This window comes from Rothia sp. HMSC061E04 (assembly GCF_001813685.1).
Classification (GTDB): Bacteria; Actinomycetota; Actinomycetes; order Actinomycetales; family Micrococcaceae; genus Rothia; species Rothia mucilaginosa.
In genome coordinates this window covers 362,858-384,861 of the sequence record NZ_KV813698.1, presented here as the reverse complement: position 1 = coordinate 384,861, position 22,004 = coordinate 362,858, and the positions used below count along the sequence as shown (strand labels likewise).

Annotated in this window: 15 protein-coding genes; 7 read left to right on the top strand and 8 right to left on the bottom strand. The window is 60.3% G+C overall.

Translation table 11 applies throughout. The features are described 5' to 3' along the window. Positions 1-112: 112 nt before the first annotated feature. Positions 113-1,837, bottom strand: a complete 1,725-nt coding sequence (locus tag HMPREF2927_RS04465) for a S8 family peptidase (protein WP_070685898.1) — start codon at positions 1,835-1,837, stop codon at positions 113-115. A 706-nt stretch (positions 1,838-2,543) separates the two neighbouring features. On the opposite strand from HMPREF2927_RS04465, the gene HMPREF2927_RS04460 reads away from it, so the two are divergent. Beyond that, entirely contained in the window at positions 2,544-4,448 is a 1,905-nt protein-coding gene (locus HMPREF2927_RS04460) for a S8 family peptidase (RefSeq protein WP_070685896.1), read from the top strand. A 118-nt stretch (positions 4,449-4,566) separates the two neighbouring features. Here the strand turns inward: HMPREF2927_RS04460 and HMPREF2927_RS04455 are convergent, their stop codons facing one another. The 5 genes from HMPREF2927_RS04455 to HMPREF2927_RS04435 all read right to left on the bottom strand — a co-directional run bounded on the left by HMPREF2927_RS04455 (position 4,567) and on the right by HMPREF2927_RS04435 (position 11,940). Next, on the bottom strand, positions 4,567-6,519 hold the full coding sequence (locus HMPREF2927_RS04455) for a S8 family peptidase (protein WP_070685894.1): 1,953 nt from the start codon (positions 6,517-6,519) through the stop codon (positions 4,567-4,569). Between the two features lie 701 nt (positions 6,520-7,220). Beyond that, positions 7,221-8,366 (bottom strand): phosphoribosylformylglycinamidine cyclo-ligase, encoded by a 1,146-nt coding sequence (gene purM / locus HMPREF2927_RS04450; protein ID WP_070685892.1) that lies wholly within the window; start codon positions 8,364-8,366, stop codon positions 7,221-7,223. Then, positions 8,366-10,117 (bottom strand): amidophosphoribosyltransferase, encoded by a 1,752-nt coding sequence (purF, locus tag HMPREF2927_RS04445; protein ID WP_070685890.1) that lies wholly within the window; start codon positions 10,115-10,117, stop codon positions 8,366-8,368. The genes purM and purF overlap by 1 nt, the downstream gene beginning before the upstream one ends. Before the next feature lie 240 nt (positions 10,118-10,357). Continuing rightward, the gene (locus HMPREF2927_RS04440; protein WP_070685888.1) at positions 10,358-10,810 is read right to left on the bottom strand and encodes a sterol carrier family protein; all 453 of its coding nucleotides are present in this window, start codon (positions 10,808-10,810) and stop codon (positions 10,358-10,360) included. Between the two features lie 2 nt (positions 10,811-10,812). Beyond that, positions 10,813-11,940, bottom strand: coding sequence for an asparaginase (locus tag HMPREF2927_RS04435; protein ID WP_070685886.1), 1,128 nt, complete (start codon positions 11,938-11,940; stop codon positions 10,813-10,815). Positions 11,941-12,202: 262 nt separating this feature from the next. On the opposite strand from HMPREF2927_RS04435, the gene HMPREF2927_RS09250 reads away from it, so the two are divergent. The 3 genes from HMPREF2927_RS09250 to HMPREF2927_RS04420 all read left to right on the top strand — a co-directional run bounded on the left by HMPREF2927_RS09250 (position 12,203) and on the right by HMPREF2927_RS04420 (position 15,174). Next, on the top strand, positions 12,203-12,544 hold the full coding sequence (locus tag HMPREF2927_RS09250) for a PQ-loop repeat-containing protein (protein ID WP_070685884.1): 342 nt from the start codon (positions 12,203-12,205) through the stop codon (positions 12,542-12,544). 152 nt (positions 12,545-12,696) lie between these two features. Next, positions 12,697-13,980, top strand: a complete 1,284-nt coding sequence (gene purD, locus HMPREF2927_RS04425; RefSeq protein WP_070685882.1) for a phosphoribosylamine--glycine ligase — start codon at positions 12,697-12,699, stop codon at positions 13,978-13,980. Positions 13,981-14,247: 267 nt separating this feature from the next. Beyond that, on the top strand, positions 14,248-15,174 hold the full coding sequence (locus tag HMPREF2927_RS04420) for a phosphoribosylaminoimidazolesuccinocarboxamide synthase (RefSeq protein WP_049351957.1): 927 nt from the start codon (positions 14,248-14,250) through the stop codon (positions 15,172-15,174). A 118-nt stretch (positions 15,175-15,292) separates the two neighbouring features. On the opposite strand, the gene HMPREF2927_RS04415 is transcribed toward HMPREF2927_RS04420, so the two are convergent. Both HMPREF2927_RS04415 and HMPREF2927_RS04410 read right to left on the bottom strand, forming a co-directional pair. Beyond that, a complete protein-coding gene (locus HMPREF2927_RS04415; protein ID WP_070685880.1) occupies positions 15,293-16,141 on the bottom strand; it encodes a FadR/GntR family transcriptional regulator in 849 nt (282 codons plus the stop codon). 224 nt (positions 16,142-16,365) lie between these two features. After that, the gene (locus tag HMPREF2927_RS04410; protein WP_070685878.1) at positions 16,366-18,039 is read right to left on the bottom strand and encodes an L-lactate permease; all 1,674 of its coding nucleotides are present in this window, start codon (positions 18,037-18,039) and stop codon (positions 16,366-16,368) included. An 843-nt stretch (positions 18,040-18,882) separates the two neighbouring features. On the opposite strand from HMPREF2927_RS04410, the gene HMPREF2927_RS04405 reads away from it, so the two are divergent. The 3 genes from HMPREF2927_RS04405 to HMPREF2927_RS04395 are packed head-to-tail and all read left to right on the top strand — an operon-like array spanning position 18,883 to position 21,975. Next, on the top strand, positions 18,883-19,677 hold the full coding sequence (locus HMPREF2927_RS04405) for a (Fe-S)-binding protein (RefSeq protein ID WP_005504630.1): 795 nt from the start codon (positions 18,883-18,885) through the stop codon (positions 19,675-19,677). 16 nt (positions 19,678-19,693) lie between these two features. Beyond that, the gene (locus tag HMPREF2927_RS04400; protein WP_049353896.1) at positions 19,694-21,331 is read left to right on the top strand and encodes a LutB/LldF family L-lactate oxidation iron-sulfur protein; all 1,638 of its coding nucleotides are present in this window, start codon (positions 19,694-19,696) and stop codon (positions 21,329-21,331) included. Then, positions 21,331-21,975 (top strand): LutC/YkgG family protein, encoded by a 645-nt coding sequence (locus HMPREF2927_RS04395; protein ID WP_005504632.1) that lies wholly within the window; start codon positions 21,331-21,333, stop codon positions 21,973-21,975. Before HMPREF2927_RS04400 ends, HMPREF2927_RS04395 begins: the two co-directional genes overlap by 1 nt. Positions 21,976-22,004 lie beyond the last annotated feature (29 nt).

Genomic DNA, 22,004 nt, shown 5'->3' with positions numbered 1-22,004 from the left:
TTAAATGCGTCCAAGTTTCGGGGCGCAGTTCAAAAACTCAACGGGGGCTTTTTGTATGTGGCATCCTTCAGAAGCCTATTGGCTCACCGGCTTCCAAGGGATAACGTGCCGATTAGCGACCGGGGATCAGACCACCGGGGGTAATCAGGAACGGCGGGTTGTGGTTAACAGCCGGGTTCGTCACGTAACCGATACGTGCCGCACGAGTCGGGTACTTGGGGGCACGCTTGGGCTTGGGCTTGACCACGGGGTTCGGGTCCTTCTTGCCCTGCAGAGCGGCCAGTGCGCTCGCAGCGTTCACAATGCCGGAACCGCAAGCGTTCACATCGCAGGTGAGTGGCTTGGAGCTCTGCTTTAGAATCTGCTTTGCGCGCTCAGCGTTCAGCGAGGGGTCCACGGACTTCATCAGAGCGATGATGCCAGCAACCTGAGGTGCCGCCATGGAGGTGCCGTCGTACTCGGTGTAGCCTGCGCCGGTGGAAACGGTGGTACCCAGATCTACGGTGGACATGATGCTGCTACCTGGGGCGCTCACATCAACAAGCTTGCCGTAGTTGGAGAAGTCGCTACGCTTACCCTCCTGGTCGGTAGCGCCCACCACGATCGAACCGCCGCAGTTAGCCGGAGCGACCTTGGAGGTGTCCTGCCCCTCGTTACCCGCTGCGACAACGAGAATCGCGCCGCGCTTGTTCACCTCAGCAATAGCCTTGGAGTAGGTTGCGGGGCAGGTGCCCTCGCCGCCGAGGGAGAGGTTAATAATCTGGGCGGGGTTGGAGTTCGCGGGAACGCCTTCAACGGTGCCGCCGGCTGCCCAAACCATTGCATCCGCAATGTCGGAGTCGTAGCCGCCGCACATGCCCAGGGCACGCACGGGTAGAATCTTGGTGGAGGGTGCCACACCGACGATACCGCGCTTATTGTTCATAATTGCGGCGATGGAGCCGGCAACGTGGGTGCCGTGCCAGTTTGACTCGCTTGCCTCTGCATCAGCATCGCAGACGCCCTCTTCTTCCCAGTTGCCCTGGTCGGTCGGGTCGGAGTCGCGGCCGTTGCCGTCGCGGGCGATGGCAGGCTCGGTGATGAAGTCGTAGCCGGGCAGAACGTTAGCGTCCAGGTCGGGGTGCTTGACGATGCCGGAGTCAATCACGGCAACAGTCACGCCAGCGCCCTGGGTGGTCTGCCATGCCTCGGGCGCGGAGATGCCCTTGGTGCCGTGCAGGTTCCACTGCTGCGGATAGAGAGTATCGTTCGGCGCGGTCACTTCGGGAGTTGTTGCTGCCTGTGCAGCGGGCTTTGCCTGGGTAGCGGCAGCCTTGGTGCGGCCGTTGGGGCGCGCATTGGGGCGGCGCAACAGGTCCGGCTCAACCGAAGCAACGGATGCGTTGGAGCTCAGAGCCGCCATGTACTTCTCTGCCTGCTCAGCGGTGAGCTTCGAAGAGAGGGTCACCACGGTTGCCTTCTGGGCGGTAGTACGTACGTAGCTGGTCTTGACCTTCAGCAGGTCGTCAATGCTCTTCACATCGGAGGTGATGCCCGCATAGAGGGCGTCGCTCCAGGTGGCGACCTGGGTGCCTGCGGGGCTTGCCCAGTTGATGCCGCCGGCGTTCAGCGCGCTGTCGGTGTAGGTGATGACGAAGCGGTTGAAGCCTGCCTTCTGCTGTGCGGAGCTGAGGGAGGAGATGGTGGTGTGTGCCTTGGCGTGTTCGGTGCCGTTAGCCTTGGCGGGTGCCGCGAAGGATGCGGGGGCGCCCAGGGTCGCGACGAGTGCTGCGGCGGTGCCCAGGCTCAGCGCGGCGCGAGCGATGCGGCGCGGTGAGGGGTGAGTGGTAAAAGACATCGGGGTCCTTTGCGTATGTGAGTGCCGGAAGCGGCAAGTGGGTTGGTCATCCACTCACATAAATGCACCTTTGAGAAAATATCTGCATTCTTTTGTGTATTTGCCTGTGAGGAGCGAATAAAAAAAGAAAATGCACATCACTGCATTGATGTGTATTTTTCCCTAAACCCCCGTGTGGGAGTTCTTCGGAAGTGGTTTATGTGGTGAGATATCGCTATGCTAGCACCTTTTCCTATGCGTGAAGTGGCTAAAGCTTGATAGTGTGGCGTAAATAATGAGATTTTTCTTTCATGTAAATGCAGGTAAAGAAATGCCTAGTCGAACTATTCTTGTAGACTTAAAGTAAAGATTTAAGTTTTACTCATCTTTACATAAAATGACTTGCATCACAAATGTTATTTTATTCATAAAGTAACCCAAAAAGGGTGCTAGAGTATCTCACGGTGCGTACCCGTGCATGCATATTGTGGAGCTACCCTCAACAGCCTCACAAGTCACAATGCAGACACCACGCACCACAGCGCCATGCATCAACCACCCCGCACAACAGCATCTGCCCACAGAGATATTTGCCCGGCAGATACGTGCGATGAAAACACCGCACAGCGCTAACACCTCACTCTTCCATATTCACTCGTACCGAGCACACCCCCTCAACGCTACGCCGCATCGTGCGCACCCGGTACCACTCACCTCAAGGACGTCCATGCTTCGCATTGCTCGCCCCTCGCAGGCACGCTCCTCACAGCGTTCCCTGCTGAGCTTCGTCACCGCAACCTGCCTGCTCTCGGCAAGCGTGATTCCCGCCGTGGCGGCACCCACCGCGCAGGCTACCCAGCCCAAGGCATCTGCGGCGGCACAGGTAGCTAATACTGCCCAGTCCGCGCCCGTGGCATACAACCGCTTCATCATCACCTACACCGATGAGGCGAAGAACGCCGCCTCCGCTGACGCCACCGCAGACCAGATTGATTGGTCCGCAGCCGCCGGTACCCAGCAGGCAACCTGGAGCGACGCACTCTACGCGGGCATCAGCTCCGAGGTGCAGAGCATTGACGAGCTGCTGAACATTAAGACCAGCTACGTCCGCTCCACCGCGCTGGATGCCAGCGTGGTCACCACCTCCGCGGAGCTCACCCCCGCGCAGGCGCAGCAGTACATGAACGCCCTGAGCGCGAACTCCAAGGTCGCCTCCGTGTCGCCCGATATGCGCCGCTACGCCACCGTGGACAACACCTCGGAGACCGTCAAGATCAACGACCCGAAGATGAACCGCATGTGGTCCCTCACCGGTGAGAAGGGCGTCTCTGCGCTGGAGGCGTGGGGCACCACCCGCGGTAAGGGCGTAACCGTGGCGGTGCTGGACTCCGGCATTACCGCCCACCCGGACTTGGACGTTAACGTGCTGCCCGGCTACGACTTCATTGCCGAGTCGGCGTTCTCCAACGACGGTAACGGCCGCGACTCCGACCCGACCGATGCCGGCAACTGGACCGTAGACAACCAGTGCTTCACCGGTTCGAAGGCGACCGCCTCCGACTGGCACGGCACCCACGTGGCGGGCACTATTGCCGCTATCGCGAACAATAACGAGGGCATTGCCGGTGTGGCACCCGAGGCGAAGATCGTGCCCGTGCGCGTTCTGGGCGCCTGCGGTGGCTTCGACTCGGACATCACCGACGGCATTATTTGGGCTGCCGGCGGTAGCGTGCGCGGCGTTCCGGCAAACCAGAACCCCGCCCAGGTCATTAACATGTCCATCGGTAGTGAGGGCACCTGCACCACCCCGTACCGCCAGGCGATTGCTCAGGCGAATAAGCGCGGCTCCATCGTGGTCGTTGCTGCGGGTAACAACAACTTTGATGCCTCGAAGTCCAGCCCCGGCAACTGCGAGGACGTCATCAACGTGGGCGCAACCGATAAGAACGGCAAGCGCTCCTACTTCTCCAACTACGGCTCCCGCGTGGACGTGAGCGCCCCCGGTGGCGACCGCCGCTACTGGGGTGGCGGTATTCTCTCCACCCTGAACGCCGGCAAGACTGCTCCCGGTAAGGCTGATTACGCCGAGTACCAGGGCACTTCCATGGCGGCGCCGCATGTTGCCGGTATTGTGGCGCTCATGAAGGCGGTCGACCCGAAGCTGACGTACGCCCAGGCGAAGAAAGCCCTGCAGTCCACCTCTCAGGGCGTTGAGTGCGACCAATCCGCGTGCGGTTCCGGCATTGTGAATGCGGCGCGCGCGGTTCAGCAGGTCCGTTCCGACCGCGAGGCTGCGGATGCTGCCGCGGCTGAGGCGGCACGCAAGAAGGCTGAGGAGGAGGCCGCACGTAAGAAGGCGGCTGAAGAGGCGGCACGCAAGAAGGCTGAAGAGGACGCTAAGCGTCAGCAGGCCCCCGCACCTAAGGCAACCCCTGCACCGAAGGTGACCCCCGCTCCTAAGACTAGGACCCGCCCGTCCCGCCCGGTGACTCGCCCCTCCTACCCGTCGCGTCCGCGTCACGGCCACACCCCGCGTTACCGCTCCTGGTATGGTGCTTCTGCGAACATCTACCCGAACAGCGGCTACCCGAACAATGGCTATCTTGGTTTCGCGACCGGTAACCGCCGCTAGTCAGCTTCGCTAGTCGAGTTAGGGTTTAGGCACGAAAAGCCCCCGATGAGTTCTCTCATCGGGGGCTCTGCTATACCTGCAGAGCGAATCTTATGAAGATTCACTCCGGCATGGGTGGTTAGTGCTTTTCTTCGGCCTCGCGGGGTTTCTGCACCGGGCTGGTGACCAGCGGTTCCTCCTGGGTGATGGGCTCGATGTCACCGTTCAGGTCGTAGACCTGGGCATCTTCGAGGATTTCCATTGCGGGGGCGCCAGGAATCCGGTCGTAGTCGTCAGCGAGGTTCTGCTCATCGGTGCCAGTCGCCTGCGTGGATGCTGCAGTGGTTGCCTCAGCTGCCTCAGCCTTGCCTGCACCGTCGGCGATCTTTTCCTTAGACGTGCCAGTGCTCAAACCCTTGGAGATGACCTTGCGCGGCGGGCGTTGGAAGGCAAGCTTGCCGTTGGCGTCCAGGTTTCCTGCCTTCTTCGCGAGGTAGAAGCTGTTGATAAGGCCTCGTCCACAGAAGTACTTATCGCACTTGATGCGGTTCGTCCTCATGAGGGTGAACGCCTGGTATACCTGCTCGGTGGTCATGGTGGTGCCGTTGATCAGCTGCTGAGCCAGCAGGGCGGAGACGTGCGGCGCTGCCATGGAAGTGCCGCTCTCGTAGTCGTAGCTGAACTTGGTGTTATCCGGGCGGTCGAGGCTGTTCATGGACAGGGTGAGGATGTCCTCACCCGGTGCCGAAATGTTCACCCTCGTGCCGTAGTTCGAGAATGATGCTCGCGTGCCAGCCTTGGTGGTTGCGCCAACCGTGATAACGCCCCTGCAGTTGGCGGGCGCGTACTTGGAAGCATCCGTGTTGCCATTACCTGCCGCGGCGACAACGATTGCGCCCCTGGAACGTGCAATATCGATGGCGCGCTGGTAAGCGGCGGGGCAGGAGCTCACAGTGCCTAGGGACATGTTGATGATCTTGGCGGGGTAGGTGTTATCCGGTACTCCGTCAACGTGTCCGCCGGCTGCCCAGATGATGGCGTCGGCAATGTCGGAGGTGCGGCCACCGCATCGGCCCAGCACGCGCACGGGCTGCACACGGGCGAGGTCGGCGGTACCAACGATGCCCATGCCGTTGCCGCCGCGGGCACCGATAATGCCGGCAACGCTGGTGCCGTGCCAGGTGGAAGTGTGGGCGTTCGCCTGGTCCTTGCAGAGGTTGTAGGGCGCGTAGTCGCCTTCATCCCTGGGGTTGGGGTCGCGGCCGTCGCCGTCGCGGGCGCTGAGGGGGTCGCTGATGAAGTCGTAGCCGTTTGCCATGCCAGTGACCAGGTCGGGGTGCGGTACGTAGCCGGTGTCGAGTACGGCGACCTTGACGTGGGCACCGCGGCGCAGTCGGGCGTTACCGGTGTTCTGGACACCGGTGGTGGGGTTGGTGAGGTTCCACTGCTTGCTGTACTGCGGGTCGTTGTACGTGAAGGTGATGTCCTGGAGGTATGCGGGGTGGTTGATGTAGTCGGGTTCTACGGAGGCTACGTCCGGGTCGGAGGCGACCTGTGACATGAACTCCTTTGCCTCATTTTTGTTCAGGCTCTTGGAGGTCTGAACGACAGTGTCATCTGTGGAGGTATTGCGCAGGATTTGGGTGTCGACGTTCAGAGATTCGCTGGCAACATCAACGGTGTCTTTAACGTCATTAGCGATGTCTTGGATTGCGTCCTGATTGCCTTCGTTCTGCTGCTTACGCTGCTTAGCTTCTTGGGTGTATGTGACGATGAAGCGGTCGAACTTCTGCTGGGGGAGCGTACCCGGAGCAGCTGCGGTGGGGGTGTTAGGGCGTGCTGCGCCATTGTGCATCAGATTGAGGGGGCTTACGGGCCCTTCAATCTGGGGTGCTGCCTGAGCTGCTGCCAGGGTGGCTTCGTCGCTGGGCGCCTGTGCGAGGGCTGCGGGCAGGTCGCCTCCGAAGATGAGTGCACCGGCGGTGAACAGGCTCAGGGCTACGTGTGCGGGGCGCTTGCGACGGCTGGTGTTGGTGTAGGGGTGGTGAGGGGGTGTTTCGGCGGGCTGCGCGTCGAAATATGGAAGCCTCATCTGGTTCTCCTGTTGTAGGTATCTTGCGCGGATTGTGCGAGGGTGTACGAGTGCGTTTCACCTGTGTCTTTTAGGAGGTGTCTTGTAGATGGTTTTGCGGGGCGAAAGGAGATATATTTTGGGATCTCTGACGCATTAATCGGGGCGAGAGAATAGGGGAATCTTTATCCTTTTCGTCTACTGAAAGAACTCTTTTAGACGGTGTGCAATGTACTTCTCTAAAGTATCACTTCAGGGGTAGATTGAGGGATCTTTGAAGTAGTTTTTGAAGAGGTAATGTGTGAAAAATCAACTCGTGAAGACTGGATAATGCCTAATCATTGAGGGTTTATGTGGGTGAAGCTTGAAGACTTAGGGGTGAGGGGCTTGCTATGTGGTACATCTTGAAGGGTAGGGTAAAAAATAAATGTTTTAACACTGGTATGCAAGTACTCAAATGCCGTTGATATTAAAAAATAAAAATAGCCTGAAATGCGCGTGAAATTATAGAAAAAGCTGGCTGTAGGCATGTCTGACAGTACGTACCGCCGGTAGGGTGCACATCTAGTGACATTGGGAACCAACACTACAAACAATCAGCACCTAGCGCAGCCTATATGCACACAAAAGACCGGGGCGGCCACCGCATCGGTGACCGCCCCGGTCTATTGAATCATCAGCATCAGCAAGCTGGCGCTCGCTGTCTACTGGAGAAAGCGTCCTTAGGAAGCGTAGGAGCCCAGCAGGCGAACCGCGCCGCCGTCCACGCCCTTAGCGCCTTGAACGTAATCGGGGTTGTTAGCTTCGGGCTCACCGGCGGCAACAACGTCACCCATAATCCAAGAGGGGATACCGCGGTCGTTCAGGCGCTTGGTAGCAGCCTCAGCCACGGAGGGGTCAACGATAGCGATCATGCCCACGCCCAGGTTCAGGGTGCGCTCCAGGTCGGCAAGGGGCACGTTGCCCAGCGAACCAATCAGGGAGAAGATGGCGGGAATCTGCCAGGTGGAGCGATCCACGCGACCCTCCAGGCCCTGAGGTAGAACGCGAGCCAAGTTAGCAGCCAGGCCGCCGCCGGTCACGTGGGAGAAGCCGCGTACACCGGTGCCGGTGGTGCCGTCTTCGCCGTTGACGGGGAATGCCGCTGCCAGGTCCAGGCAGTCTGCAGCGTACACGCGGGTGGGTTCGAGCAGCTCTTCACCGATGGTGCGGCCCAGCTCGTCCACCTGGCGCTCCAGACCCCAGCCGGCAACGTTCAGGACCTTGCGGACCAGGGAGTAGCCGTTGGAGTGAATACCGGAGGACGCCATAGCAATCAGCACGTCGCCCTCACGTACGCGCTCGGGGCCGAGCAGCTCGTCAGCCTCAACCAGACCGGTCGCCGCGCCCGCAACGTCGTACTCATTTTCTGCGAGCAGGCCGGGGTGCTCAGCGGTTTCGCCGCCAACCAGGGCGGTGCCAGCCTGTGCACATGCGCCAGCGATACCGCGCACAATGTCAGCGATACGCTCGGGAACGACCTTGCCGGTGGCAATGTAGTCGGTCATGAACAGCGGCTTAGCACCGCACACGACGATGTCGTCCACGACCATGCCGACCAGGTCGTAACCGATGGTGTCGTGAATATCGAGTGCCTGCGCAATAGCGACCTTGGTGCCCACACCGTCCGTGGAGGTGGCAAGGTAGGGCTTGCGGTACTTGACCAGCTCGGAGACGTCGTACAGGCCCGCGAAGCCGCCCACGCCACCAACGACGGAGGAGTTGTGGGTCGCCTTGATAGCGTCCTTCATCAGCTCAACGGCGCGATCGCCAGCCTCTACGTCAACACCTGCGCTTGCGTAGGTTACGGTGGTGGTGTTCTCGCTCATTAGGATTCCTTCGGGGTAGTGGTAGCGGAGGAGTTTGCGGGGGTGCGGTCCTGCTCGGTGAGCAGTGCCTCGAGGTCGGCGTCGGGCCCGGGGTTGCACATGCCCATACCGGCATCGTCTGCGGCAATCTGTACTGCGGAGGGGTCGAACTTCGTTTCGAGAGTTTCGGTGCCTTCGCGGGTTTCAATGGAGACAGCCTCGGCGTGCTCGGGCTTGGAGGGAACGGGACGTTCCACGGTCACCTCTGCCGCCTTACCGGCGAGGGGTCCGCCCTTACCCTTTTCTTCCGCGTCAAAGAGGGACTTGCCGCGTCGTTCCTCGCTGGGCAGTTCAATCGGGTATTCGCCGGTGAAGCATGCGGTACACATGTTTTCGACGGGCTGTTCGGTGGCTGCAATCATGCCGTCCTGGGAGATGAAGCCGAGCGAGTCGGCGCCCAGGGAGGAGGCGATTTCGTCCACGGACAGGCCGTTCGCGATCAGCTCCGCGCGGGAGGCGAAGTCAATACCGTAGAAGCAGGGCCACTTTACGGGCGGGGAGGAGATGCGCACGTGCACTTCCTTCGCGCCAGCTTCGCGGAGCATACGCACGAGGGCGCGCTGGGTGTTACCGCGAACGATGGAGTCGTCAATGACGACGAGGCGCTTGCCAGCAACCACGGACTTGAGCGGGTTCAGCTTCAGACGGATACCGAGCTGGCGGATAGTCTGCGAGGGCTGAATGAAGGTTCGACCCACGTAAGCGTTCTTGACCAGACCGTTACCGTAGGGAATGCCGGACTCTTCGGCGTAACCAATAGCGGCGGGAACACCGGATTCGGGGGTGGGCATGACCAGGTCAGCTTCGACGGCGTGTTCGCGGGCGAGCTGACGGCCCATTTCTACGCGTGATTCGTAGACGCTACGGCCGGAGATGGTGGTGTCCGGGCGAGCGAGGTAAACGTACTCGAAGACACAACCTGCGGGCTTAGCCTCAGCGAAGCGCTGGGAACGCAGGCCGTTCTCGTCGATGGTGAGGAATTCGCCGGGCTCAACTTCACGCACGAAGGACGCGCCGACAATATCAAGTGCCGCGGTTTCGGATGCGACAACCCAGCCGCGCTCCAGGCGACCGAGCACGAGGGGGCGTACACCCTGCGGGTCGCGTGCGGCGTAGAGGGTGTTCTCATCCATGAAGGTGAGGCAGAAGGCACCGCGCAGGGTCGGCAGCAGGTCGAGTGCTGCTTCTTCGAGGGAGTCGAAGTCGTGCTCCGCCAGCAGAGCGGTGACGAGTGCGGTGTCGGTGGTGTTGCCCTGGGCGAGTTCGCCGTGCTTGGGGGGCTTGCCGCCGTTCTTTTCAATCAGACGCTCGTAGAGGTCTGCCGAGTTGGTGAGGTTACCGTTGTGCGCCAGGCAGAGCGTACCGTGCGGGGTGGTACCGAGAGTCGGCTGTGCGTTAGCCCAGTGGGATGCGCCGGTGGTGGAGTATCGGGCGTGGCCGATAGCGTGGTCACCGGGCATGGAGCTGAGGGTGGCTTCGTCAAAGACCTGGGAGACGAGTCCCATATCTTTGTACACGTGGATACGTTTGCCGTTACTGGTTGCGATACCTGCTGATTCCTGGCCGCGGTGCTGGAGTGCGTACAGGCCGTAGTAGGTTAGCTTTGCCACGTCCTCGCCGGGTGCCCAGACACCGAAGACGCCGCAGGCGTCCTTGGGGCCGTGGTCAATCGGATCGAGGTCGTGAGTGAGTTTTCCGTCGGGGCGAATCAATTCACTTCTTTTCGACGTTGGGACTGCGGATGCGTCTGCGCAGGCGCAAGACGGATGTGTGTTTCTGTACTCGCACCTGCCTGCGTGTGCCGTAGCATACACCAGACCTTTAAAAGTGTACCGGGTTTCGGGGTCGATGCGGTGAAGGATATGCTAAATACCTCAGGATGGACCGCTAGAACGGGCAATAAACACACCAAATTACGAAAACTGAGTGGGCCTGCGGGCTCGTAGCAAATTCTAGAAGAGCGGCAACAAGCCCGAAAGGTCGCTGCGCTCGCCCGACGCATCAAGCGCACCGGCACCCACCGCCTGCGCCCACGAACACGCACCCAGCACCAGTGCCGCCCACACGAGCGGGCGCGCTTCCACCACGGACGGCGGGGTGCCGCGCGTATGGCGAGGACCCGCCACACACTGGGTCACCCCCAGCGGGGGCACACGCACCTCCACGCTATTGCCGGGGGCGAGGGTAGCAAGCTCTTCAAGGGTGAAGCGCACGAAGGTCGCACGCACCGAACGGGGGAGCGCGGCAAACGCCTGCTCCACCTCGGGAGCGCTCAGCAGGTACTCGTCTCGGGTGTGCGAATACGCAGGCTCGCCGGTTGCCGCATGCTGTTCCTCAAAGAAAGCACGCACTTCGCGTACCGCTGCCATGCCCGCTTCCTCGCTGGTCTTACGCCGAATCGCCACGATTAGTCCTCTTCCGGGGCGCCGGGAACCAAATCCTCGCGGGTGAAAAGCTCCTCATGTACGCGCAACTCGCCTACCTCAACCGGCTTGCCGTCCACGTAGCCGCCGGTCACCGGATGCACCACCAGCGCGAGTAGGCGCTCGCATTCCTCGGCGCTCAGGTAGCCGCCAGCGGCGAGAGCACACAGAGCCACGGCGTACATGGCGCGGTGTGAACCGTCGCTCATCTTCACCGCCACGGACGCACCCGAACGCAGACCAATGCCGAGCACGCCCTCCGCGCCGCCCTTGACGATCGCGTCCAGTTCTTCGCTGAGCACGGTGTCGGGGGATCCGGGTGCCTGAATCAGCTCGGGGTAGTCCACCATGGCGGTCGCGACCGTGGAGGCACGCGCATCCGCCCCGAGGTTGCGGATTGCCGCACCCAGGGTTGAGTAGGCGCGTGCGGCACCGGCCAGGGAGACGGCGTGCACGGGCGCACCGCAGCCGTCAACGCCGATTGCGGCTACGGGCTCGCCGGTGAACGCCTCAATCTCTTCGGTGATGACCTGCTGCAGCGGGTGGGCGGGGTCGAGGTAGTTGTGCAAGGTCCAGCTCTGCGAGCCCTCTTCGAGGTCGCCGCGCTCAAGCTTGGCGGTGCACGCCCACAGGAATGCGGCGTGCTTGCCGGAGCAGGGATGCGCCAGGGCAGTAGCGGCAAGGTTCGCCTGAACCATTGCCTGGCGTGCCTGCTTGTCGGAGGGGAGCGTGGGCTTGAGCGCCAGGTTTGCCGGGGTGAGGGGGTTGGTTTCGGTGCTGCCTTGGGTGAGTACGTCCTGCACGGCGCGCATCTGCTCGAAGGTGCCGCGGTGCGAGCCGCAGGCGATGGCGACCTGGGAGCCGCGCAGGGGTGCGCCCGCCTTCATGGATCCGATGGCCTGCAGCGGCTTGGCGGCAGAGCGCAGGTAGAAGGGCTCGTGAATGTCGCCGAGGGCAAGCTGTACTTCGCCGTCGGGGCCCAGCAGGATGAGGCGGCCGCGGTGGCGTGCCTCAATGAAGTTGTTGCGGGTGAGTTGCGCGAGTTCTACGTCGAAGGGGCTGCTGTGGTCGGTGGTGTGAGTGGTTGCCTGTGGGGTGGTGCTGTTGGTCATTCTTCTAGTTTAAACGGGGCGTGCGGCTTGACCCTATTTGTGTTCAGTGGCGCGGAGGTGAGCGTGGGGCTGGTATGCCCCGATATGCAGTCTGAGAACGGGCGTAATGCATCCGGTAGGAAATTGCTGCAGCCCAGGGGCCCCTAATATCTATGCGAAACTAGTTAGGCGCGACCCGGTACGCGTATGCATCCTTAGCGCCCCTCACCACCTCAACTCATTATTGATCAGTGAGCGGCAAACCATGTAAAGGAGTACATCCATGGCAGAGCAGAACAACACCTCCGCAAACACCTCGGCACAGAACACTTCCTCTAAGGGCGGCGTGGGCGCAGAATCTGAATTCCACGCAAAGTTCTTCCCCATTCTCGCGCGAGCCGCTTCGATTGCTGCCGTGCTCATGTACGTGTTCTACTTCCCGCAGATTATCGGTAACCTGAACGGTCACAAGGGTGACTGGATCCAGCCTCTGGTAGCCGCTATGAACTGCACCCTCTGGTTGCTGTACGGCCTGTGGCGCCCCAAGAAGGACATCCCGATTATCATCGCGAACGCTCCCGGTATTGTCTTCGGCAGCTTGGCTGCTATTACCGCCCTCATCTAAGGTTTAGCTTGATTAGGTAGCTTCGGTTACCGCGCCGTGCGGCTCTTCTCTAGCGTGCATTCTTGCGACTGTGCCGCTACATGAGAAGAAGAGCCGCATTTTTAGTGTGCTCAGCTCACATTTTTAGTGTGATAGCGGGTACCCTGAATAGCATGAAGGTTTTGGTACTGGGCCCCGGCGGCCGCGAACACGCAATTATTCGAGCGCTTCTGCGCGACCCTGAGGTAACCGAGGTGCACAGTGCCCCCGGCAACGCCGGCATTGCTCAGGATGTTCCCGTCCACGCAATTGATGCGAATGACCCAGCCCAGGCAACCGCTCTGGCACGCGAACTGAACGCCGACCTGGTCGTTATCGGCCCGGAGGCGCCCCTGGTCGCAGGTGTCTCCGATGCACTGCGTGAGGCGGGCTTTGACGTTTTCGGACCCTCCGCAGCTGCTGCGCAGCTGGAAGGTTCCAAGGCTTTCGCTAAGCAGGTTATGGAAGAGGCTTCCGTACCGACCGCCCGCGCCTACGTGGCATCGAACGCCGCTGAGGCGCAGGCGGCACTGGACGAGTTCGGCGCACCCTACGTGGTGAAGGACGACGGCCTGGCTGCGGGTAAGGGCGTTGTGGTGACCGAGGACCGCACCGCGGCACTGGAGCACGCTCAGGCTTGCTTCAACGCTGGCGGCACCGTGGTCATCGAAGAGTTCCTGAACGGCCCCGAGGTGTCCCTCTTCGTCATCTCTGACGGCAAGAACGTTCTGCCACTGTCCCCGGCGCAGGACTTCAAGCGCATTTTCGACAACGACGAGGGTCCGAACACCGGCGGTATGGGCGCCTACACCCCGCTTCCCTGGCTGCCCGAGGGCTTCGTGCAGGAGGTCGTGGAGAAGGTGGCACGCCCGACCGTGGCTCGTATGGCTGAGCGCGGCACCCCGTTCGTGGGCGTGCTCTTCTGCGGTCTGGCTGTGACCAGCCGCGGCGTGCGCGTTATCGAGTTTAACGCCCGCTTTGGCGACCCGGAAACCCAGGCGGTTCTGGCGCGTCTGCGCACCCCGCTGGGTCAGCTGCTGCGCGCGGCTGCTCGCGGTGAAATTTCTGAGGGTACCGAGCTGGATTGGGATCCCCGCACCGCAGTTGACGTGGTCATGGCTGCCGAGAACTACCCGGACACTCCCCGCAAGGGTGACGTCATCTCCGGTCTGGATGAGGCGAACGCTCTGGAGGGCGTGCACGTGATTCACGCGGGCACCGTCGCATCTGAGGAGGGTGTGCTGACTGCTGGCGGTCGTGTGCTGGCTGTTGTTGCCCTCGGCGATGACCTGGCTGCCGCCCGTAACGCCGCCTACGAGGGTGTTCGCGCTATCTCCTGGGCTGGCGCGCAGTACCGCACCGATATCGCGCTGAAGGCTGTGGAGAACCGCATCCACATTCCCGCTCCGCGCGGCTAAAACCTAAGGTGACCGGCTTCCCCGCTTGAGGGTGGGGGAGCCGGTCGCTTCTTTGCCACTCGCTTCTTTATTCCTCGCCGCCTCAGCTTTTCCCGGGTTCATTTCCTCAGCTCGGGGCGCTGTCGGCGGCGACCGGGGCAGGTTGGGCTCTCAAGATTGTGCCGTATTGATGACTGGTGGCACTATCGGGAGCCGCGCCTGTCGCGGTATTGTAATTACACAGACTTTTTGCATCCACATCACACCACCTCATCAGGAGAAATTCTCATGACTTCTCGTTCTAACCCCGTGGAAATCCCGGGCTGGACTCACATTTATTCCGGCAAGGTCCGCGACCTGTACGTTCCGAATGAGGAACGTTTTGACGCTACCGGCTTGACCGTCAATGATGACGCTGAGCTGCGTGCCGGTTCGGTCATGGTTGTTGCCTCGGACCGTATTAGCGCTTTTGACCGTATTCTGCCCACCGAGATCCCGGATAAGGGCAAGATTCTGACTCAGATGTCCCTGTGGTGGTTTGAGCAGCTTAAGCAGGTTCCGAACCACGTGCTGTCCACTGACGTTCCGGATGTTGTGGCTGGTCGAGCAATGATTTGTCGCTCCTTGAACATGTTCCCGGTGGAGTGCATTGTGCGCGGTTACCTGACTGGTTCGGGCTTGGCGGCGTATAACGAGACCGGTGAGATTGCTGGTGTAAAGTTGCCTGCGGGTCTGGTGGATGGTTCCCGCCTGGACACCCCGATTTTCACTCCGACCGGTAAGGCTGAGGTGGGTGAGCATGATGAGCTGGTGACCCGTGAGGAGCTGTACGCTGAGGTGGGTCAGCCGGTGGGTGAGCGCCTGGAGGAGCTGAGCCTGAGCCTGTACACCACTGCCGAGAAGATTGCTCGCGAGCAGGGCATTATTCTGGCGGATACCAAGATGGAGTTCGGTACCGATTCGTACCGCGGCGAAATCACCCTGGGTGATGAGGTGCTGACCCCGGACTCTTCGCGTTTCTGGGATGCGACCCAGTACGAGCCGGGTCGTGCACAGCCGAGCTTCGATAAGCAGTATGTGCGTGACTGGCTGCGTTCCCCGGAAGCGGGTTGGGACGGTTCGGATAACGTGCCGCACCTGCCTGAGGAGGTTGTGGAGAAGACTCGTGCCCGTTACGTTGAGGCGTATGAGCGTCTGACCGGCACGAAGTTCTAAACTCAATATTTCGGACCGAATAAGTCTTTGAGATAGCTAAAGGGCGGTGCCCCGGAAGGTCATTCTTCCGGGGCACCGCCCTTTAGCTATGTGGGGTTATGAGGTTGAGTGGCACATCCTAGCCGGCGTGAATGTTCTCGTGGCACAAATCCTCGTGCAGAATATCCCGCGCCGGATGCTGCCGCGTCCGCTCTTCCGCAGCACGGTCAGACAGCGAATAAAACCACGTAATGTGCTCGCACACCCGCTCATAGGCTGCCTGCTCATCGTGAGAGGCAATCGCCTCAATAATGCCGTAATGCTGCTGCTGCAACGTGCGCTTGACCGCATCCCAATCCTTTAGGAAAGGAACCGCCTCCTGCACATAACTCATCGTCGCCATGTGCAGAGAGTCAATCACCGTATCAAGCACAATATTGCCGCCGAGCTTCGACAGCTCATAGTGAAAACGCGTATCGCAGAAATGGAAACGCTCATCGCTGATCTGCTCGTCCATCTCCGCCAAATGCGCGCGCGCCCGCTCCAGCGCCGCCGCACGCTCCGGAGTGTCCGGTGCAGCGGCTGCCGCACGGGCCGCGGGGCCCTCCAACAGCAGGCGGGTTGAGACAACGTCCTTCACCGGCAGGCTACGGGTCGCAATGTGCATGCGCAACGCCCAGCTGAGCGCATCCGACGGCTCCGAAATGATAATCGCACCCGACTTCGGTCCCGAACCGGTGCTGGAACGAATCAGACCCAGCGCGTTCAGAACCCGAAGACCCTCACGGACCGAGGGGCGGGAAATACCGTGTCGTGCCGCCAGCTCACGCTCGGAAGGGAGCTTATCGCCCACACGCAACTCACCCAGGCGCAGGCGCCGCTCAAAGGTCTCCAGAATGATGCTGTAGCTGCGGTCCGCCAGAATCGGCTGACGCTCACCCGCAGGGACTGCCCCTGTAGGCTGGGAGTCGTCATAAGAACGAGGCATGATCTCTCCTGATAACGAGGCTGATAACGAAAAGAAATACTTCTGCGTTTGAGATATCTCAGAGATATTTCGGGCTATTCGTTGAGTGGTAAGGGCATAAAAAGCGGGGCGGCGGAACCGAGAAGGTTCGCCGCCCCGCCATGGCCTCCGGCGAATACCGGGGCGAATGTCCTATGGTCCTTGAGGTTTTCACCTCAAGAACTCTCTAAGGGGTGAGCCTCAGATTAGGGAACCAGGAAGGACAGAATGTTGGTCTGCAGGAAGACCAGGATGCAGACGACCACGAGCATACCGAAGGACCAGGGGAGGACAGCCTTGAGGATTTCGGATTCCTTGCCTTCCATATCCACGGAGGTAGCAGCAATAGCCAGCGACTGCGGGGAGATCATCTTACCGACCACACCACCGGTGGTGTTAGCAGCCAGCATGAGCTCGGGGGTTGCGCCGTGGATACCTGCCTGCTGCAGGTTCTCAGCAGCAGACACCTGCAGCTTGGAGAACAGTGCGTTCGCGCTGGTGTCCGAACCGGTCACAGCGGTACCAATCCAGCCCAGAGCCGGTGCGAGGAATGCGTAGACGGTGCCCAGGCCTGCCAGGTAGGTACCCATAGCGATGGTCTGACCGGAGAAGTTCATGACGTATGCCAGTGCCAGAACCGAAGCAATGGTCAGGATGGACCAGCGCATGCGGTAGACAACGGAACCGAATTCGGTGAAAATCGCCGGGAACTTGAAGGCGTAGCGGCCCTTCTCGTTGAAGAAGAAGTAGATAACAGCAACAACCAGGCCGGAGATGATCAGCAGGGTGCCGGGGTTGGACATCCAGGTGAAGTTGTAGACAGCGTCCTTGACGGGCTTGCCGTCAGCGGTGACGAGGCGGGAGCTCAGAGCCTGGATGTCAATCTTGATGACGAAGCTCTTCAGCCATGCCTTCAGGCCGGCGTGCAGGTTAGCAATACCGAAGATTGCGACAACGATGACGTAGGGCAGCAGTGCCATCCAGACGCGAACTGCGGGCAGAGCTTCCTTCTCTTCGGACTGTGCGGGCAGACCGTAGCGCTCACGAACGCCTGCGACGCCGCGGGGCTTCCAGAACCGCAGGAAGATCACAGCAACGCCCATGGAGACGATGCAAGCAACAACGTCGGTCAGGTTGAATGCGGGGGTAGCAGCGGTGACCCACTGTGCGATTGCGAAGGAAACGCCGATGACCAGTGCGGGCAGCCAAGCGTCCTTCAGGCCCTGCATGCCGTCAAGGATGACGAGCAGGATGAGGGGAACGAGCATTGCCAGGAACGGAGCCTGGTGACCAACGATGGTTGCGATAACGTGTGGGTCCTTGCCGCCAACGTCACCTGCGGTGGTGATCGGGACAGCAACTGCGCCGAATGCCACGGGTGCGGTGTTAGCGATCAGAACGGTGACAGCAGCCTTAAGGGGCTTAACGCCCAGGGAGAGAATCATGGTTGCGGTAATTGCAACGGGAGCGCCGAAGCCAGCCAGTGCCTCGAGCAGACCGCCGAAGCAGAATGCGATGAGGATAGCCTGGATGCGCAGGTCGCCGCCGCCGAGGCGGTCGAAGACGCGGCGCAGATCTTCAAAGCGGCCGGAAAGGACGGTGATCTGGTAGAACCAGATTGCACCGAGGATAACCCAGCAGATGACCAGGCCGTAGATGCCACCGCGGACGGCGCTCAGACCGGCGAGGTCAGCGGGCATGTGGAAGCCCAGGATTGCTACGAGGATAGATGCTGCCAGTGCCACGAGTGCGGACCAGTGAGCGCGTGCCTTAACGCCCAGTAGCATCACAAAGAAGGTGAGGAGGGGAATGGTTGCCACGAGTGCGCTGAGGCCGAGGCTACCTCCCACTGCATTGGTTACAGCGGTATAAGTTTCCACTGGAACTCCTTTGGTTCAGGGTGTGTCTTGTGTGTGGTCAGACCATAGATAATCCCGCCGGGGAACGAGTCGTTGTTTCCCATGCGGGGATGTGGTCAGACCATTGATCGCATGTTTAGAAGAGTACCGGATAGTGTGGTGATTCACCAAAAGTGACCTGACTCATTTTCGCAGCTAAGGGGTGCTTGGTGGGGTTGGGCCCTGTGAATTTACCGAAATATTGCGGCTCTGACAGTTAATGCCAGGTTCTGAAACTCGAATATTTCTGAAGGCGTAAAGAATTGGGTGTATGAACGATTGGCTTATCTAGTAAGAAACCTTCAACTGTGGACACATTCCTGAAAAGAATGTTGTGTTAAAGAGGAGTCACCCCACAAAACAATCATTAATGCTTCAGAAAGGCGGATTTCTAGGGGGTTTAGCCGCCGAAGATGTGCGTTTGATAAACGTTCAATAAATAAAGAGGTATAGGGGGTGGGGCGAGGGTAAAAACTAGATGAGGTCATATATACCGGAAGGTAGGGAAGTGTACCTTAAGGTCAGGATGACCTAACTGGTTATTTAACAAGGAAAGTATGTGCTATTTCAACTAGAGAAAAGCCGCCCAACGGTGTTAAATGGCTAGGAAGATAAAAGACATCACCACGGTTTCTGATCCCACCGCATCCCACCTCCACTTGGGGCGCGCACATTAGCCGGAACCATCCGGCCCAGCTTCCCCGACTCAATACATCTGAGTCGCTTCTTTGGAAGACCGAACTTGTTCGGACTGTGCCCCGCCTGCCCCAGACGCAGACGGTGAGACCGAGAAACTCTGAACACAGAGGAAAGGACGGACAAGTCATGCGCATTGCACTCTTCTCCACGTGCATCGTTGACGGCATGTACCCCCGCGTAGCACGCGCCACCGTCGAAATTCTTGAGCGCCTGGGCCACGAGGTTGTCTTCCCCCCGAACCAGACCTGCTGCTCTCAGATGCACGTCAACTCCGGCTACTTCGATGACGGTTACGAAGTCATCAAGAACCACGTTGAAGCTTTCGACTCCTGGGACTGGGACGTAGCTGTTGCACCCTCCGGCTCCTGCGTTGCTTCCCTGCGTCACCAGCAGGCAATGGTCGCACGTAGCCGCGGCGACGAAGCGCTGGCTCTGAAGGCAGAGCAGATTGCTTCCCGCACCTTCGAGCTTTCCCAGCTGCTAATCGACATCCTGGGCATCACCAACGCTGCCGAGCAGCTCGGCTCCTACTTCCCCGAGCACGTCACCTACCACAGCTCCTGCCACGGTATGCGTATGCTCGGCCTGGGCACCCGCCAGCAGGACCTGGTCCGCACCGTCGAAGGCATCAAGTACACCCAGCTCGAGGGCATGGACCAGTGCTGCGGCTTCGGTGGTACCTTCTCCTTCAAGAACGCTGACGTCTCCGGCGCAATGGTCAACGACAAGGCAGACAACGTTGAAGCAACCGGTGCTTCCGTCTGCACCGGCGGCGACTGCTCCTGCCTGATGAACATCGGCGGTGCGCTGATGCGTCGCGGCTCGGACGTTCAGACCATCCACTTCGCTGAGATCCTCGCATCCACCAAGGAAAACCCGCTCAAGATTAACTCCGAGCGTGTTGAGCTCTCGATCGGCTAAGGAAAGATAAGACCTCATGACCGCTATTCAGCTTGGTATGCCCAAGGTCGTTCACTACGGCGAGGGCAACATTTTCGAAGAAACCCCCTTCCCCAAGTACGCGAAGGAAGAGCTCAAGAACGAGCAGCTACGCGCCAACCTGCGCTTCGTGACCCACGCGATCCGTAACAAGCGCGCACGCGTCACCGCAGAGGTGCCCGACTGGCAGGACCTGCGTAACACCGGTGAGTCCGTCAAGAACTACGTTCTGGCGAACCTGCCCGAGCTGCTCGAGCAGTTCGAGCGTAACTTCACCGCCGCAGGCGGCCACGTGCACTGGGCACGCAACGCCACCGAGGCAAACCAGATCGCTCTGGACCTGATCCGCGAGCAGGGCGTGGACGAAATCATCAAGATTAAGTCCATGGCAACCGCAGAGACCGGCCTGAACGAATTCCTCGAAGAAAACGGCATCAACGCTATCGAGACCGACCTGGCAGAAGAAATCGTCCAGCTCGGCCACGACCGCCCCTCCCACATTCTGGTGCCCGCAATTCACCGCAACCGCCGCGAAATCCGCGACATCTTCCTGCGCGAAATTGAGGGTATTAACCCGGACATCACCGATGAGCCGGCAGAACTGGCAGAGGCATCCCGTAACCGCCTGCGTAACAAGTTTCTGAACACCACCGTGGCAGTCTCCGGCACCAACTTCGGTATTGCTGAGACCGGTACCCTGACCATCGTGGAGTCCGAAGGTAACGGCCGTATGTGCCTGACCCTGCCCGACACCCTCATTACCTTCATGGGTATTGAGAAGATTCTGCCCACCTTCCAGGACTACGAGGCATTCCTGCAGCTGCTGCCCCGTTCCTCCACCGGTGAGCGCATGAACCCCTACACCTCCATGTGGACCGGTGTGACCCCCGGTGACGGCCCGCAGAACATGCACGTCATCCTCATCGACAACGGCCGTACCGCCGTTCTGTCCGACGAGCTGGGTCGCCAGGCACTGCGTTGCATCCGCTGCTCCGCTTGCATGAACGTGTGCCCCGTGTACGAGCGCGCAGGCGGTCACGCCTACGGCTCCACCTACCCGGGCCCCATCGGCGCGATTCTGTCCCCGCAGCTCTCCGGTATCGAGGCTGCAGAGAACAACTCCCTGCCGTACGCATCCTCTCTCTGTGGCGCTTGCTACGAAGTTTGCCCCGTGAAGATTAACTTCCCTGAGGTCCTCGTGCATCTGCGCGCTAAGGATGTTGAGTCCCAGCACGCTGTCCGCGAGTTCGAGGGCAACAAGAAGGCTCCCTTCTCGCAGATGGACGGCATGATGCTCGGTGCGAAGAAGCTCTTCACCTCCGGCAAGATGATGTCGATTGCAGAGCGTGGTCTGCCCATGTCCCGCCTTATCAGCGGCCGCAAGCACAAGATCACCGCTGTTCCCGGTATCGTCAGCGGCTGGACCGCTTACCGCGACATCCCCGAGCCCCCCAAGGAATCCTTCCGCAACTGGTGGAAGAAGGAGAAGGGTCAGGCTCCGGCACGCGATAACGCTGAGCGCGTTGACATTCAGGCCCTCATCGAGGCAAACAAGGGTAAGGTCGCTGAGGCGGCAGCAAACGCCAAGGCAGCTATGGACGCCCAGGCAGCCCGTGAAGCTAAGGAGAACAACTAATGTCCTCTGCTAAGGAAGATATCCTCGCACGTATCCGCTCGTCCCTGGCTGACGCACCCGTCGCCCCCGAGCCCGTACGTAACTACCGCCGCGTCAGCGAGCTGAACGAAGAGCAGACCATTGAGATGCTCGTCGACCGCCTCATTGACTACAAGGCAAACGTGTTCCACGCGAACAAGGAGAACATCTCCAAGGTCATCGCAGAGCGACTGGGTGAAAAGTCCACCTACGTGGTTCCCGAGGGCCTGAACATGGAGTGGCTGCCGGCTGACACCGCTGACCGCAAGCGCGTCACCGACTCCGGTAGCACCCTCAAGCCCGGCTGCCTGAGCCTGGAAGAACTGGACGCAGTTGACGCTGTGGTCACCGGTTCGACCGTCTCCTGCGCAGAGACCGGCACGATCTTCTTGAACACCAACCCCGATGAGGGTCGCCGCGCCATCTCCCTGGTGCCCGACCACCACATCTGCGTGGTTCCCCGTTCCACCGTGGTGGAGCTGGTTCCCGAGTCGATCGAGCGTATCACCTACACCCGCCCTGTGACCATGATTTCCGGTCCGTCGGCAACCAGTGATATCGAGCTGATCCGCGTGGAGGGCGTGCACGGCCCCCGTACCCTGGACGTCATCATCTACGACGCTTAAGGTGCAGCGCCAGAAGGCAAACCTCTAAA